Origin of the sequence: Streptomyces sp. Tu6071 (assembly GCF_000213055.1) — a bacterium.
GTDB classification, from domain to species: domain Bacteria; phylum Actinomycetota; class Actinomycetes; order Streptomycetales; family Streptomycetaceae; genus Streptomyces; species Streptomyces evansiae.
Genome location: NZ_CM001165.1, coordinates 1,814,561 through 1,830,762 on the forward strand (window position 1 = coordinate 1,814,561; position 16,202 = coordinate 1,830,762).

Consider the following 16,202-nt stretch of genomic DNA (forward strand, 5'->3'; position numbering starts at 1 on the left):
TCGGCGAGGACGTGCGGCGGGGCGGGCTCCATCCGGAGCAGCCGTCGCCGCGCTCAGCCGGAACGCGGGCCCGGTCAGACGGTCCAGGAAGGCTCCAGCTCGACCATGGCGCCGTCCAGGCCGAGGAGGTCATCCTCCGCCTCGGCGCGCGTCGAGAGCCGGTGCAGACCCTCGGGCCGGTACTTGCCTCGTTCGGCGGTGGACTGCCACATGGACAGGACGAGGAACTCGCTGCCGGGAGCCTCGGCGAAGAAGCCGCGGACCATTCCGGGCGAGCCGGCCATGGCCGGGTTCCAGATGCGGCGCTGGGCAAGGGTGAAGTGCTCGACGCGCTCGGGGCGCACGCGGGTGTGCGCGATACGGACGAGGTCCACGTCGTGGAAGAGCGGTTCGAAGCCCGTTTTCACGTCGAAGCGGTGATCGAAGAGCGTGGTGCGCACCTCTGTGCAACTGCCGGCCTGGGCAGCGGCGAGCCGGTCGTGGGTCCGCGCCATGAAGGAGTCGTAGAAGGCCCTGCTCTCCCAGAAGCCGAAGATGTGGGCCTGTCCGGGTCGTTCGCGGCTCCATCCTCCCGCCTGCCCCTTGAATCCCCGTACGTCGGCGAGTTCCGCCCACCGCCGCTGACCTCGGTCGAACCGGTTCCGGTCGGCGACCTCGCAGCGAATCCACTTGAACAGCACCGCGCCATCGTACGGCGGTGGGGCGGGTACCGGTCATCCTGCGCAGCGGCTCCGACATCCGTTCGGTTCCCGTGCCACCATGGACAACGAATATGGAGAGACGCTTGCCTGACGAAGCGTCAGGCATACGGTCGCTTCATCCGTCCCGAGTGAGGGGAAGGCCCGATGGAGAGCTTGAGCAAGGGACTCACGAAGGTCGAGGTCGCCCTCAAATGGGACCCGAGTCCGCACGGTGCACCCGCGATGGACCTGGATCTCGTCGCGGCGGTTTTCACACTGAAAGACCCGCACGGCGCACCGGCCTACGTCGTGCACTTCGACCACCGCGCGCCGGACGGCACGATCAACCTCAACCGTGACAGCCGTACGGGTCAGGGCCTGGGCTTCGACGAGATCATGGTCCTGGAGCTCAACCGGCTCTCCGAGGCTTACGGCAGGGTCGCGATCGGAGTGGTGATCCAGCAGAACGGCGGACACCGCACCTTCGCGGACGTGCATCAGCCCGGCATCCGGCTGCGCGAGGGGTACGACGAGCTCGGCCCCGTGGACTTCACGAGCCTGGCAGGCGCCACAGGCGCGGTGGTCGCCGAGTTCCAGCGCGGGGAAGAGGGCGCCTGGGGCTACCGGCCCACGGTACGGGGCTACGACACCGAACTGCCCGACTTCCTGCAGCTGCTGCGCGGCAAGCCCGAGGCCGGCTGAGGCGGTCCGGCCCACCCAACGGGAGCAGCGGCCAGGCGGTAAGCCGGTAAGCCGGTAAGCCACACCATCCTTGCTTATCAGGTGTGACGTGGGAGCGCTCCCGAGCCTGCGAAATGATCAAGGACGCGACATGCCGGACCCTGCGTTGCCTTGCCCTCCGCTCTGTCACCCTTTCGAAGGAGGATTCGAGCGCAGTACCGTTTCGGCGCTTTTTTCGCTGGCAGGATTGCTCTCACGAAGCCCGCTGCACCACCGCGGACGTTGAAACCTTCGCCGTGGACATGGCCTCGTACACCCCGGGAGGAGCCGGCCAGCCGACTCTTCTCCTCCCGGGGTCCTTGGTCCCGCTCCGAGGTCGTCCCTTTTCCCGCCAGTGAGCCGACGCTCTCACTCCGGCGGAATCGGTACGGGCACACGACCGAACTTCTCCTGGCACTCCCGCAGCCACGCGTGCCGGGGGTCGGTCACATACTCCAGAAAAAGCCGCAGCGCGAGCCGGTACGTGCTGATGGTGGAGAGCCCGATGGGACGCTGGGCGGTGCGGAGGTGGGCGGAGAGCAGGTGGTCGAGGAAGGCGTCCGCCTGCCCCGGTTCCCACTCCCAGGGGTAGCGGTCGGTGTGGACCGCGAAGCGATAGACGAGGTCGAGTCGCGACTGGACGGTGTACGACGGCAAGGAGCCCGCCCGTTGCTGGCGTGTCCAGCCGTCCAGCATCGCTTCGAAAACCGGCTGGGCATGCGGGCTGTGGGCTGCACTTGTCACGACGCGCACAACGCGCGAGAGCGGGCGTGGTTACGCCCGGGGAGAGGAGGGACACGCGAAAGGAGACACCAGCGGGCGACGGGCTGACCTGCTGGTACTACAAAGAGGCGGGCAAAAGGGCGGGCACCAGGGGCAAGGTCACTCCCCCGCGGACGCTGCGGGCCGCGGAGACGGCCGCCCCCAGGTGCACGAGGCGGGCACACGAACGAGGCACGGCACCGGACCTTCCCCGGTGCGGCGCCCCGGTCGAGCCGAGCGCCGTGCGGCGGCTGACAGCCCGATCGGTCGAGGCCACGCGCCAACAGCCCGCTCGTGCCGGGTCCACATGTCGACGGCCAGTTCGGCGGTAGCCACCCACGGGGAGCACGGCTCAGCGGGCGAGCCGACTCCCCCGGCCCGTCCTCCGGGTACGCGTCCCCTCAGGGCAAATTCAGGTCCGCCCCCGAGCGGCCTCGTACGGTTCAGCGTCGACCGTAAGCGGGCCGCCGGGCAGCGGAACGGATGCGGGCCGCCCACGGCACACCGGGCCCCAGTACGCCGGAGGGGGCCGCCCCAGTGGGACGGCCCCCTCCTTTCACCCGTGCGTCGCGTCACGCACCGTGTGTCGCGCTCCGCGACGGACGCTCGCTGTCGTCAGGCGGAGGGAGCGCCGGGTCGGTCAGCTGCACCCGCTCGTCGAGCCGCAGCCCTCGCAGATGTAGCAGGAGCCGGCGCGCTGCATCTTCGTGCCGCAGGAGAGGCAGAGCGGGGCGTCGGCACTGATACCGAGCTGCATCTCGACCAGTTCGGCGGAGGTGTGGGCCTCTCGCGGGGCCGGAGTGGCGGCCTCGTCGGTGCCGGTCACGACCGTCGTCTTCTGGACCGGCGCGGACTGGGCCAGCGCTTCGGTGTCGGACTCCGCTTCCGCCGGTTCGTAGGAACCGGTGTCGAGGTGACGCTGGCGCTCCTCGGCGGAGTGGATGCCGAGGGCGGAGCGGGTCTCGAACGGGAGGAAGTCCAGGGCCAGGCGCCGGAAGATGTAGTCGACGATGGACTGCGCCAGGCGCACGTCCGGGTCGTCGGTCATTCCGGCCGGCTCGAAGCGCATGTTGGTGAACTTCGAGACGTACGTCTCCAGCGGGACGCCGTACTGGAGACCCACCGAGACGGCGATGGAGAAGGCGTCCATCATGCCCGCGAGGGTCGACCCCTGCTTGGACATCTTGAGGAAGACCTCGCCGAGGCCGTCGTCGGGGTAGGAGTTGGCGGTCATGTAGCCCTCGGCGCCGCCCACCGTGAAGGAGGTGGTAATGCCGGGACGGCCCTTGGGGAGGCGCTTGCGCACCGGGCGGTACTCGACGACCTTCTCGACCGCCGCGCGGATGGTCTCCTCGGACTTCTCCGTGATCTCGGCCTTCTTCTCCTCCTTCTTCTTGGCGGAGAGGGGCTGGCCGACCTTACAGTTGTCGCGGTAGATCGCGAGGGCCTTGATACCGAGCTTCCACGCCTCGAAGTAGATCTCCTCGACCTCTTCGACGGTGGCCGACTCGGGCATGTTGACCGTCTTGGAGATGGCGCCGGAGATCCACGGCTGGATCGCCGCCATCATCCGCACGTGGCCCATCGGCGAGATGGCGCGGTCGCCCATCGCGCAGTCGAAGACCTCGTAGTGCTCGGGCTTGAGCGCGGGCGCGTCGACGACGTTCCCGTTCTCGGCGATGTGCGCGACGATCGCCTCGATCTGCTCCTCCTGGTACCCCAGGCGGCGCAGGGCCTGCGGGACCGTGCCGTTGACGATCTGCATCGAGCCGCCGCCGACGAGCTTCTTGAACTTGACCAGGGCGAGGTCGGGCTCGACGCCGGTGGTGTCGCACGACATCGCGAGCCCGATGGTGCCGGTCGGGGCGAGCACGCTCGCCTGCGCGTTGCGGAAACCGTTCTTCTCACCGACGCGGAGGACGTCCTGCCAGGCTTCGGTGGCCGCGGCCCAGACGGGGGTGTCGAGGTCGTCGATGCGGACGGCGACACCGTTGGCGTCGGCGTGCTGCTTCATGACGCGCTTGTGGGCCGTGGCGTTGCGGGCGTAGCCCTCGTACGGGCCGACGACCGCGGCGAGTTCGGCGGAGCGGCGGTAGGCCGTGCCGGTCATGAGGGAGGTGATGGCTCCGGCGAGCGAGCGACCGCCCTCGGAGTCGTAGGCGTGGCCCGTCGCCATGAGGAGGGCGCCCAGGTTGGCGTAGCCGATGCCGAGCTGACGGAAGGCGCGAGTGTTCTCGCCGATCTTCTCGGTCGGGAAGTCGGCGAAGCAGATGGAGATGTCCATCGCGGTGATGACCAGCTCGACGAGCTTGGCGAAGCGCTCCACCTCGAAGGACTGGTTGCCCTTGCCGTCGTCCTTGAGGAACTTCATGAGGTTGAGCGAGGCCAGGTTGCACGAGGTGTTGTCCAGGTGCATGTACTCGCTGCACGGGTTCGAGCCGTTGATCCGGCCGGACTCGGGGCAGGTGTGCCAGTTGTTGATGGTGTCGTCGTACTGGATGCCGGGGTCCGCGCAGGCCCAGGCGGCCTCGGCCATCTTCCGAAAGAGGCTCTTCGCCTCGACCTCTTCGATGACCTCGCCGGTGAGGCGGGAGCGCAGGCCGAACTTCCCGGCGGTCTCGACGGCCGTCATGAACTCGTCGTTGACGCGGACGGAGTTGTTGGCGTTCTGGTACTGGACGGAGGTGATGTCGTCGCCGCCCAGGTCCATGTCGAAGCCCGCGTCGCGCAGGGCGCGGATCTTCTCCTCCTCCTTGACCTTGGTCTCGATGAAGTTCTCCACGTCCGGGTGGTCGACATCGAGGATGACCATCTTGGCCGCACGGCGCGTGGCGCCGCCGGACTTGATGGTGCCGGCCGAGGCGTCGGCGCCGCGCATGAAGGAGACGGGACCCGAGGCGTTGCCGCCGGAGGTGAGGAGTTCCTTCGAGGAACGGATACGGGACAGGTTGAGACCGGCGCCCGAGCCGCCCTTGAAGATCATCCCCTCTTCCTTGTACCAGTTCAGGATCGACTCCATGGAGTCGTCCACGGAGAGGATGAAGCAGGCGGAGACCTGCTGCGGCTGGGGAGTGCCGACGTTGAACCAGACCGGCGAGTTGAAGCTGAAGATCTGGTGGAGGAGCGCGTAGGCGAGCTCGTGCTCGAAGATCTCGGCGTCAGCCGGGGAGGCGAAGTACTGGTTCTCCTCGCCGGACTTCCGGTAGGTCTTCACGATGCGGTCGATGAGCTGCTTGAGCCCGGTCTCGCGCTGCGGGGTGCCGAGGGCACCGCGGAAGTACTTGCTGGTGACGATGTTGACCGCGTTGACCGACCAGAAGTCGGGGAACTCGACGCCACGCTGCTCGAAGTTGATCGAACCGTCACGCCAGTTGGTCATGACGACGTCGCGCAGCTCCCAGCTCACCTCGTCGTAGGGGTGGACCCCGGGGGTGGTGTGGATGCGCTCGACCTTGAGCCCCTTGCCCGCCTTCGTGTTCTTACGGGTCCCGCGTGCCGGACCACTCGCCGTCTCTGTCATGCCGCCTCCTCGTACCAGGCTTCAACGCCTCGTAGCGCCCCAGACTTCCGTCCTGGCGCGGTTTTCTCCGCTTTCCCCGGGGCCACCCGGGGACCATGGGCCCCATACGTCGCCCACCGCCGGGACGACGCGCACAGGCCCGACCTGGTACGGAACGCCGGTGGGACGCTCCGTACCGCTCCCGGGCTTCTTCGCTCGCCCGGGCCCCCGCTTTCGCATCTCTCCGCGTGGCGCTCTCCTTACGGAGAGACAGCACACGCTCGACCGCACCCCGCCACCGAAGAGGCGGTCATCGGAGCTGGTTACTCAAAGAACAAAAATGATCACGAAAAGTGATCGATCGAGTGCGGCGATGCCCCTTATGGGACGTAGCCGCATTCAGGCAGATCCGATCCGATCTGCTCCGCTCCAGCGCTTCGGCTACGTAGCGGGTGGACTGCCGTTCACGTCCGCACTCACTCGCGCGCGCCCGCCGGGGTGGGAACCTCGGGATGTACGCGCAACTCGGCGATGGCGGCCTCGAAGTCCTCCAGCGAGTCGAACGCCCGGTACACGGACGCGAACCGCAGGTAGGCGACGAGGTCCAGCTCCTGAAGCGGCCCCAGTATGGCGAGACCGACATCGTGCGTACTCAGCTCGGCGTTCCCTGTCGCCCGCAGCGCCTCTTCGACGCGCTGACCGAGCAGGGCCAAGGCGTCCTCCGTGACGGGGCGACCCTGGCACGCCTTACGCACTCCGTTGATCACCTTCGTACGACTGAAGGGCTCCGTGACACCGCTCCGCTTGATCACCATCAGTGAGCAGGACTCGACGGTGGTGAATCGACGGGTGCAGTCCGGGCACTGCCGGCGGCGGCGAATGGCCGCCCCGTCGTCAGTGGTCCGACTGTCCACGACCCGACTGTCCGGATGCCTGCAGAAGGGACAGTGCACGGGACTTCCCACCCTCCAAGACGACACGACACTCTGCGCCCACCAGGAACTTGAGCCCCTGGAAGCAGCCCCCAGCATAGGTGATGCCGGCAGGGACCAAGCACCCGGACCACAAGTTCTAGGTTGTGCCACACGGCTGACCACTAGATCTTGGGCCTTGGGGGCCTCGCAGCCGAAGAGCGCGCCCCGCGTGTCGCGCGGCGGGCACGGAAGCTGGGCCAGCGGACCGGGCGCCCCGCGGAGACGAGCGGAAGCCTTCCAGCGCGCATTCATCGCCTGAACGGACACCGCACCCACGGGCCGCGCGAGGACGACCCGCCGGGTTTGGCCACTCGCACCGCCAGAGTGCACACGGAGCGTGATGCTCAGGTTGGCGCCGAGCGGTGCGAGCGTACGTCGCGCGCGCCGCGCGAAAGGTGCGGGGGGTGCCCCGTCAGGGGGCTGGCGCGGGTGACAAACTGGGGGCGCCCATTTTCGCGTACGGGGACCTCGCGTATACGAGAGGGCACCCCGGCTTCGTCAACGCCCCACGCCCCGACCCCCACCTCTTCCTCGCGCGTCACACGCTCAGCGCCGCCTCAGGTGTTCGAGTGCCGGCCCGCAACAGGAGGCTGCTACAGCGGAGCCGAGTTCGCGCAATCCCCCATTACCCGCACGAAATAACCCCGCCCACATACACCTCAAGCCCCGTTCTCGGTAGGTAAGTACAGGTTTTTCACTCGAACGTGTGTTTGGCGCAACCTTTCGAAAGCCACTACCGTTGTGCTGCCAGGGAGACCATTCGAGAGGGGCCCAATGTGACCACCACAGCCGACAGTGCCACCATCACTGCCCAGGACCGCTCCCAGGGACGATTCCAGCCGGCCCGGGCGCTCGGCAATGAGAGCGCCACGCTCCAGGAGGGCGGCAAGCCCGCGCGCTCACTCCCTGGACGACCTCCTGGCATCCGGGCGGACAGCACCGGACTGACCGACCGGCAACGACGGGTCATCGAGGTGATCAGGGATTCGGTGCAGCGACGGGGCTATCCGCCGTCGATGCGTGAGATCGGCCAGGCGGTCGGGCTCTCCAGCACCTCTTCCGTGGCGCACCAGCTCATGGCCCTCGAACGGAAGGGCTTCCTGCGACGCGACCCGCACCGCCCTCGCGCCTACGAGGTGCGCGGCTCGGATCAGCCGAGCCCGCAGCCGGCCGACACCACCGGCAAGCCCGCCGCCTCCTACGTTCCTCTGGTCGGCCGGATCGCGGCCGGTGGCCCGATCCTCGCCGAGGAGTCCGTCGAGGACGTCTTTCCGCTTCCCCGGCAGCTCGTGGGCGACGGCGAGCTGTTCGTCCTCAAGGTGGTCGGCGACTCCATGATCGAGGCGGCCATCTGTGACGGCGACTGGGTCACCGTGCGGCGCCAGCCCGTGGCGGAGAACGGCGACATCGTGGCCGCGATGCTCGACGGTGAGGCGACGGTGAAGCGGTTCAAGCGCGAGGACGGCCATGTCTGGCTGCTCCCGCACAACGCTGCGTACCAGCCCATCCCCGGCGACGAGGCGACCATCCTCGGCAAGGTCGTCGCCGTCCTCCGGCGCATCTGACCGCCACACCCCCGGTGGTCATCGCACCGCCTCCTTCAGCAGGGCCCTGAGACTCACTGCGCCGGTCTCGGGGCCCGTCGCGCACACGCCGTGGCAGAGAGCCGAAGAATCCGGTCCACGACCCCGGTTCCCCTCTTGCTCCGGATATCGGGGCCGCGCGGGGTAGAGGCAGGCCCGTCTGCTCAGCACCGCGACCCGGGGTCAGGGGCGTCGGCGTACCGGCAGCGCAGGCTCGCGCCATCAAGGCGCCCCGGCGGCTGACCCCCGTACCGTACGCAGTCACCCCGTACCGTTCGCAGCCTCAGCCGCATCGACTCTCGCCCGGGCATCCGCAACTCGGCGGCATCCGCGCGCTCGGCGCGGCCCTGAACGGAGCGCGTGGCGCCCCGTCTCACCCCTCCGCGTCAGCACCTACCTGCTCGCCCGAACCCGCCTCCGGCTCCTTGGCCGTCGCGCCCGTCGCCCCCGCCGTCGTCCCGGGCGTCGCCCCCACCGCCGCCGTCCCGGCCGTCGCCGCCTTCGCAGCCGCGTCGATCGCCGCGAGGGAGCGGCGGACCTGGTTGCGGTCGTTCGTGTACCAGAAGTCGGGGAGCGAGGCCCGCAGGTAGCTCCCGTACCTGGCCGTCGCGAGACGGGGGTCGAGAACCGCGACCACTCCCTTGTCCCCCGTGGCCCGCACGAGGCGGCCGGCGCCCTGGGCCATCAGCAGGGCCGCGTGCGTCGCGGCGACCGCCATGAAGCCGTTGCCCCCGCCCTGCTCCACGGCCTTCTGCCGTGCGCTCATCAGGGGGTCATCGGGGCGCGGGAAGGGAATCCGGTCCATCACGACGAGCTGGCAGCTCGGCCCCGGCACGTCCACGCCCTGCCACAGGGACAGCGTCCCGAACAGGCAGGTGCGCGGGTCCTCGGCGAAGGCGCGGATCAGCTCGCCGAGGGTCTCCTCGCCCTGGAGGAGGACGGGGACGTCGAGCCGGGAGCGCAGTTCCTCGGCCGCGGCCTGCGCGCCGCGCATCGAGGAGAAGAGCCCCAGCGTGCGACCGCCCGCGGCCTCGACCAGCTCGGTCAGCTCGTCGAACATGTCCGTACGGGAGCCCTCGCGCCCCGGCGGGGACAGGTGGCGCGCCACGTAGAGGATGCCCTGCTTGCGGTACTCGAAGGGCGAGCCGACGTCGATGCCCTTCCAGACGGGCAGTTCGTCCGTCTCCGGGGCGCCTGAGCCCGCCACTCCTTCCGGGGCGAGGCCGAGCGAGGCCCCGACCCCGTTGAAGTCGCCGCCCAGCTTGAGCGTCGCCGAGGTGAGCGTCACCGAGCGGTCGGCGAAGAGCTTCTCGCGCAGCAGCCCCGAGACGGAGAGCGGCGCGACCCGCAGCGAGGCGCCGAAGCGGTCGTGCCGCTCGCACCACAGCACGTCGTACTCGGAGAGGCCGGTCATCCGCTCGGCGACGCCGTGCACGGTCTCGACGGAGGCGAGTGCCTGCTTGCGCACCGCGTCCTCGTCCTGGACCGAGCGATCGCGGGTGTTGCCGATGGCCGTGATCACCTGCCGGGCCGCGTCGCGGAGCGCGGCGAGCGCGTACCCGAGATCCTCGGGGAGGGCTTCGAGCCGCCCCGGCAACGCCAGCTCCATGACCCGTTCGAAGCCCTCGGCCCCGGCCTGGAAGGCGTCGGCGACCTTCTCGTCGACGAGCTTCGCGGCGCGGCGGGCGGCCCTGTTGACCTGGTTCGGGTTCAGCTCGCCGGTGGCCACGTTCGTGACGCGGCCGACGAGCTCGTGCGCCTCGTCGACGATCAGGACCTCGTGCGAGGGAAGCACGGGGGCGCCCTCGATGGCGTCGATCGCGAGGAGGGCGTGATTGGTGACGACGACGTCGGCGAGCTTCGCGCGCTCACGCGCCGTCTCGGCGAAGCACTCGGCACCGTAGGCACAGCGGCTCGCGCCGAGACACTCGCGGGAGGAGACGGAGACCTGCGCCCAGGCACGGTCGGAGACCCCCGGGCTCAAGCCGTCGCGGTCGCCCGTCTCGGTCTCGTCCGCCCAGTCCCGCAGCCGCAGGAGGTCCTGCCCGAGCTTGCTGGACGGTGCCGCCGCTTCGAACTGGTCGAAGAGCGCCTCCTCCTCGTCCTTCGGCATGCCCTCGTGGAGACGGTGCAGGCAGAGGTAGTTGGAGCGGCCCTTGAGCATCGCGTACTCGGGGCGGCGGCGCAGTACCGGGTGCAGGGCCTCGACCGTACGGGGCAGGTCGCGCTCCACCAGCTGGCGCTGCAGCGCCAGCGTCGCTGTCGCGACCACCACCCGCTCCCCGTGCGCCAGCGCCGGCACCAGGTAGCCGAGCGACTTCCCGGTGCCGGTGCCGGCCTGGACAAGGAGGTGGGAACCGTCGTCGATGGCCGCTTCGACCGCCTCGGCCATGGCCACCTGGCCCGGCCGTTCGGTGCCGCCCACGGCGGCGACAGCGGCGTGCAGGAGCTCGGGGAGTGAGGGCTTCGTCATAGCCAGACCACCCTACGACGCGGCACCGACAGCTCCCGCCGCTCCGTCCACAGGCCCCGTCCGATCATGTGACGGGCTCGCCTCCGACCGCACCCTCTCCGGACGGGGTCCCTCCCGCTCCGCTCCGTCCGACCGCACCCCCTCCGGACAGGCCCTCGCCGGACGCCTCCCCTCCAGCCGCACCCCCTCCGGACAAACCCCCGTCAGACACTTCCCCTCCAGCCGCGCCCCCTTCCAGCGCACCGTCCCCCAGCCCGCCGGCCGCCGCCACCCGTGGCCGGAACGCGTCCCCGTGCAGCGGGTTCGCCACCATGCCGTCCACCGCCGCGTGGGGCCGCTCGGCGCGGTCCCGGTAGCCGTCGAGGTGGAGGCGGTTGCGGTTGAGGCAGAGCCGCTCGATCTCCGGGCCGAGCAGTTCGAAGAGCTCGAAGCGCTCCTTCAGCTCGGGAAAGCGCGCCTGATAGGCGAGGATCTCGGCACGTACCAGGTTCCAGAAGTCCTCGTCGTGGACGCCGAGCTGGGCGCGGCACAGCGGCGCCAGGTAGCGGAAGACGCCGACGAAGAGACCGGAATGGATGAACTGCGGGAGGAAGGCGGGGTCTTCCGCCAGCAGGATGTCGCGTACCTCCGCGGGCATGTCCTCGTGCTCGGGGAGCGTTCGCGCGCTGAGGTTGACGTCGTCGACGAAGTCCTTGACCGCGAGCCTCGTGGGGACGTCGCGCGCGTCGAAGACGACGATCGCGTTCTCGCCGTGCGGCGAGAAGACGGTGCCGTGGCGGTAGAGGAAGTGCAGGAGCGGCGGCAGCAGGGCGCCGAAGAGGCGCCGCAGCCAGTCGTGCGGCGCGAGGCCCGAGCGGGCGACGAGTTCGGCGACGAAGGCGCGGCCGTCGCGGTCCACGTGCAGGAGCGAGGCGAGGGTCCGCGCGCGTTCGTCCTCGTCGAGGAGCGGGGTGAGCGGTTCGCGCCAGATCGCGCCGAGGAGTTCCTTGTACTGGTACGGGACCTCGGGCAGCGCGTCGTAGAAGGGATGGCGCACGGCGACGGAGGCGACCTCGCCGAGCAGGACGACGCGGCACTCCTCGCGCAGATAGGGGTCGCGGTCGCGTATCGACTGCACCCAGGCCGTGACGGCGGGCGCGGCGATCGTGCGGCGGGTAGGCAGTCCGCGCCACACGAGGGTGTTGAGGATGGAGAGCGGCAGTTTGACCGTGTGGCGCGCGGGGTCGTCCAGGTTGAGGAAGGTGCGGATGGACTGCTGCGGCAGGCGGCGGGCGCCGTCCGAGGGCAGCGGTACGAGGTCGCCCGCGGCGACGCCCGCGGCGTGCAGGGGCAGCACGGTGCTGTCCCACTGCCAGGGGTGCACCGGCAGGTAGAGGTAGTCCGCCGGGTCGAGGCCGCGCCCCGTCAAGACCGCGTCGAAGGACTCCCGCACGGCGGGGGCGAGTTCGGCGGCGTAGAGCTGCTCGGGCGTGTCGAGACCGGGGACGCCGCGGTAGGTGGCGAGGTGGGTGCGGACGGCGAGCCACGGCAGGCGGGCCTCGGCGCGGCCCTCCGGGGCCCAGCGCGCGGCGTCGGACGCGCTGAAGCCCAGGCGACCCTTGTTGAGGACGATCCAGGGATGCCCGGTCTGGTGCCCCTCCAGCTCCGCGTACCCGAGTTCGGCGAGGTCCGCGCTGGTCAGGGCGGTGTGGAGAAGGCGCGCGTCGGCGGCGAGCGTCGCGTTCAGCTCGCGCAGCAGGTGCCCGAGCGTCGCGCCGTCGAGGCCGAGGACGTGGCGGGCGCGGACGAGGAAGTCGAGCGGATCGGTGGCGGGGTACGGGCCGGTGGAAGCGCGGTCGTCGCCGGTGCGTTCGGCGCCCGACGTGTCCTCGACCCCTCTTGTGTCGAGGCGCAGGCTTCCGGGGTCGATCTCCCAGTGGCCGTAGGCGCTGCGGGCGGCGCGGAAGAGAAGCGCGGTCTCCCCCGCACTCTCGCCACCGCGTACCGCCCCGTCCGTTATCCTCCCGGCCCGCGACATCCCCTCCGGCCGCCCCAGCGGCAGCCGGTAGGCGCGGTGGTGGAAGGGGACGTCGGGCGACTCGGGGTCCTCGGGGCGGGGATCGAAGAGGCCCTCGTACGAGAATTCCGCGACCATCTTGGCGAGGAGCCGCTGCCCGGCCTCGCGCCACAGCTCGGGGGTCAGTTCGGCCGGGGCGAAGAGCCCGTACGGCGGGGGGCCTTCGGGGGCGGTGACAGGCGGGAGCACGGGCTCGGTGAGCTCGTCGGCGGTTGTCCGGGGACGCGGTGCGGGGAGGTTCTGCACGAAGGGCTCCTTCGGTGGCGACCGGTGTGCGGACGTGCGGGTACGGCGGGAGGCGCACGCCCGCGCGGGAAGGGCGGCGGCGCGCGCGGGCCGTGACCGGGCCCGCGCGGCGTGCCGGAGTGAGTGCGTACCGCTGCGGGGTACGAAGCCCCGCCGTGTGGGGACAGGCGGCAGGCGGCAGGGCGCGTGCGTGTCAGGCGGGAGGAGTCGGGGCTCGGTCCCTGATCATCAGGGCGGCGCGTTTGCCGGGCAGTTCCAGCTCGCGGTCCTTGCGGTAGCCGGCGCGCAGGAACGCGGCGACGGAGCGGACGTTGCGCACGTCCGGTTCGGCGAGGACGCGGGTGGCGCACGGGCGGTGCGCGAGGATCAGCGACGTGACGGCGCGCAGCAGCTCCGTACCGAGGCCCCTCCCCCGGTCCGTGCCGCCGCCGAGGAGCAGGTGGATGCCCACGTCGTACGGTCGCGCGGGGTAGTACGGGGTGAGGACGTCGTGATCGGCGCGGTAGATCTCCCAGTAGCTCATCGGCCGCCCGTCGAGCAGTCCGAGGCAGGGCACGCTGCGTCCGTCGCCGTCGGTCTGTGCGCGGACGTGGGCCTCGGTCACCTCGGGCGAGCCCGCGAGCTCCCAGAACGCCGCCACTTCGGGGTCGTTCATCCACCCCGCGATCAGGACGAGGTCGCGCGGCAGCGCGACAGGCCGCAGGCGGAAGAGGCCGTGCGGCGTGGGGACGGGCGCCCAGTCGCCGGGCGGGGCGTCGGTGGGCGGCGTCGCGCCTTCGGGGTACGGGCCAGGTCCTCCGGCCCCGGCTATGCCGGGGCCCGGCGCCTCGCTGTCGGCGGCGCCGGGCGCGGGCCCCGCGACGGGGGTGTCCGCTGTGGGCATGGTGCACTCCTCGGTTCGAGGCGGTACGGGGACGGGCGCGGCGGTCCGCGTACGGGGCGGGCGGGGCGGTGCGGGTTCGGCGCGGGGGGGGTGCGGGGCCGACGGGTGAGGGCCGGCCCCGCGCGCGGTCAGCAGCTGTGGAGGGGGTTGCGGAAGCGTACGTAGACGGACTGGGTGTCGACGGGGCCGACGAGTTCGTCGAGTCCGTGCAGCCGCGTGAGCAGATTGGCCTTGCAGCGCAGGACCGGGGTGTCGAGCAGCAGGGCGGGCAGTCCGGAGCCGAGGGCTTCGGGGCCGTGCGCGGCGCCGGTGAGGAAGCCGCGCAGCGCGGCGAGCAGCAGGTGCTCGTCCGCGAGGCCCTGGGAGCCGAGGGCGCCGACGAGGCCGAGGACGTTGTTGATGGCGAGGTAGTAGGTGAAGCGCTCGTCCGTCACGTCGTCGGGGACGAACGTGTCGCTCTCGGTCCCGATGCCCGGCAGCCGTCGCTCCAGGGCCTCGCGGTGCGAGTCGCGGAAGTAGTAGCCCTGATTGTCCCGGTACCTGCCGCCGCTCGGCCAGCCCTCGGCGTCGAGCAGGACGACGGTGTTCTGCTGGTGCGCCTCCAGGGCGACGCCCGCGTGTCCGTCGAGCCACAGGATCGGGCGGACGACGCGCTCCAGGTAGCGCAGGAACCACTCGGTGGCGACGGTGCCGCGCGGCCTGCCGGTGCCCTGGGCGAGCCGGGTGATCAGCTCGCTGAGCCGGGAGCGCATGGGCTGCTGGGCCTGCGAGCCGTGCGCGAGGAGCCCGCTCGGCTGGGCGGGGTGCCCGCCGACCGGGGGCAGGGGGCGTGGCGAGACGAGCCCGGCGAGGCAGGCGGCGTCGGTCGCCGCGGGGAAGGGGTTGTGGCGGATCATGACGTCCACGCCGCGCAGCGGGTCGCCGTCCGGGCCGTCGACCGCGATCCACGCCGGGTCGCGCACGATGTCGAAGCCGGGGTGGGCGGCGTGCCACTCGGCGCCGAGTCCGGTGCGGAGGAGGCGGTGGACCTCGACGCCGCGGTGGAGTTCTTTGCGGAGGTTCTCGCGGCGCGAGTTGGTGATGCGCAGACCGAGCGAGAGCTTGAGCATGGCCGGGGCCTCGGCGCGGTAGACGGTGCGCACCGACGAGGTGGGGGACCACGGTTCCCCGTGCGGGCCGAGCGGCGTGAGCAGCCCGGCGTCGACCAGCGCGCGCACCTCAGGGCGCTGCGCCAGGTCGCGAGCCTGCCAGGGGTGCAGGGGCAGCGCGACGGTGCCGGGCGGGAGGGTGAGTCCCGGGCCCGCGAGGCGCTCGGTGAGCTGTCCGGCCGAAACGGTCCTGCCGCGCTCGGTCCAGGCCGAGTCGGTGGCGAGGACGTCCTTGTGCACGGCCAGCCAGTGCAGCGGGAAGGCCCCGCGTAGCTCGGGCGAGTAGAGCCGGGCCTCCGCCTCGCTGAGTCCCTGCCTGCTCTTGGGCGTGGGATGGAGCGGGTGGCCGAGGAGGAGCGCCTGCTCGGCGGCGAGGAAGGGGGCGGGCGAGTCCTCGGCGTGGCGGCGGCGGAAGGAGAGGAAGACGGCGGTACGGCGTACCGAGTCCCTGACGCGTGCCACGAGGTCGTCGTCGGGAGCGGGCGGGGCCTGCCTCGGAACCGTGGGGGCGGGCTCGTCAGCGGCGGCGGGCGGTACGGAGGTGGCGCGCGCGGCGCCTGCGCTCCCGCCCTGGTCCGCACCGTCCGCCGTCGTCCCGGCGTATCCCGTACCGTCCGCCGCCGTCCCGAGGCGTCCCGGGCCGTCCGTCACCGTCCCCGCGCGGACCTCCGCGCTCAGCACCTCCGCGACCGTGGCCGCGTCCAGCGGCGCGGTGAGGCGCGGTGCCCTGCCCTGGCGGACGACGGCCCGGCGCGGGAAGGCGCCGCCGGGGTGGGCGGGGGCGGGGCCGTGGTGTTCGAGGCGGGGCAGGCCGAAGCGGTGCAGTCCGGCGGCGGACCAGTACCGCACCGGGACGACGAGCGTCGCCTCCTGGGCCGGCAGGGAGATGCGCAGCGGCCCGTGCTCCGCCGCGTCGACGCCGGTCTCGCGCACCCAGCAGCGCAGCAGCGACTCCAGCGCCGCGGCCTCGGCGGCGGTCGGCACGTCGGGGTGTTCGAGGAGGTCGACCGCGGCGCCGTCGAGGTGTTCCGTGGGGGCGGCCGTGTGCTGCCGGGGGACGACACCGTCTTCGGGGCATGCCGAACTCGTACTTCCGGCCTCGGAGGCGAGGGGGTACCGGCCGTCGGGTGCGGTGTTCGGATTCACGGGCGCTTCCTTGAGGGACGTGATCGTGTGGC

General features: G+C 71.3%; 10 protein-coding genes. 2 read left to right on the forward strand and 8 right to left on the reverse strand.

Annotation, left to right across the window (positions count from 1 at the left end):
- Positions 1-74: 74 nt before the first annotated feature.
- Positions 75-680: a YdbC family protein gene (locus STTU_RS07375; RefSeq protein WP_009069042.1), complete on the reverse strand. Its 606-nt coding sequence runs from the start codon at positions 678-680 to the stop codon at positions 75-77.
- Positions 681-845: 165 nt separating this feature from the next.
- On the opposite strand from STTU_RS07375, the gene STTU_RS07380 reads away from it, so the two are divergent.
- The gene (locus STTU_RS07380; protein ID WP_007821338.1) at positions 846-1,382 is read left to right on the forward strand and encodes a TerD family protein; all 537 of its coding nucleotides are present in this window, start codon (positions 846-848) and stop codon (positions 1,380-1,382) included.
- A 387-nt stretch (positions 1,383-1,769) separates the two neighbouring features.
- Here the strand turns inward: STTU_RS07380 and STTU_RS07385 are convergent, their stop codons facing one another.
- The 3 genes from STTU_RS07385 to nrdR all read right to left on the reverse strand — a co-directional run bounded on the left by STTU_RS07385 (position 1,770) and on the right by nrdR (position 6,614).
- Entirely contained in the window at positions 1,770-2,144 is a 375-nt protein-coding gene (locus STTU_RS07385) for an integrase (protein WP_234011021.1), read from the reverse strand.
- Positions 2,145-2,802: 658 nt separating this feature from the next.
- The gene (locus STTU_RS07390) at positions 2,803-5,682 is read right to left on the reverse strand and encodes a vitamin B12-dependent ribonucleotide reductase (protein WP_043254475.1); all 2,880 of its coding nucleotides are present in this window, start codon (positions 5,680-5,682) and stop codon (positions 2,803-2,805) included.
- A 455-nt stretch (positions 5,683-6,137) separates the two neighbouring features.
- The gene (gene nrdR / locus STTU_RS07395; RefSeq protein WP_050781397.1) at positions 6,138-6,614 is read right to left on the reverse strand and encodes a transcriptional regulator NrdR; all 477 of its coding nucleotides are present in this window, start codon (positions 6,612-6,614) and stop codon (positions 6,138-6,140) included.
- A 797-nt stretch (positions 6,615-7,411) separates the two neighbouring features.
- Here nrdR and lexA point away from each other — a divergent pair.
- Positions 7,412-8,200, forward strand: coding sequence for a transcriptional repressor LexA (gene lexA / locus STTU_RS07400; RefSeq protein WP_029396911.1), 789 nt, complete (start codon positions 7,412-7,414; stop codon positions 8,198-8,200).
- 391 nt (positions 8,201-8,591) lie between these two features.
- On the opposite strand, the gene STTU_RS07405 is transcribed toward lexA, so the two are convergent.
- From STTU_RS07405 to STTU_RS07420, 4 genes are all read right to left on the reverse strand, one after another.
- Positions 8,592-10,691, reverse strand: coding sequence for an ATP-dependent DNA helicase (locus tag STTU_RS07405; RefSeq protein WP_007821346.1), 2,100 nt, complete (start codon positions 10,689-10,691; stop codon positions 8,592-8,594).
- Positions 10,692-10,755: 64 nt separating this feature from the next.
- Positions 10,756-12,936 (reverse strand): IucA/IucC family protein, encoded by a 2,181-nt coding sequence (locus tag STTU_RS07410; RefSeq protein ID WP_234019367.1) that lies wholly within the window; start codon positions 12,934-12,936, stop codon positions 10,756-10,758.
- Between the two features lie 250 nt (positions 12,937-13,186).
- On the reverse strand, positions 13,187-13,876 hold the full coding sequence (locus STTU_RS07415; protein WP_007821348.1) for a GNAT family N-acetyltransferase: 690 nt from the start codon (positions 13,874-13,876) through the stop codon (positions 13,187-13,189).
- Between the two features lie 128 nt (positions 13,877-14,004).
- The gene (locus STTU_RS07420) at positions 14,005-16,170 is read right to left on the reverse strand and encodes an IucA/IucC family protein (RefSeq protein WP_007821349.1); all 2,166 of its coding nucleotides are present in this window, start codon (positions 16,168-16,170) and stop codon (positions 14,005-14,007) included.
- Positions 16,171-16,202 lie beyond the last annotated feature (32 nt).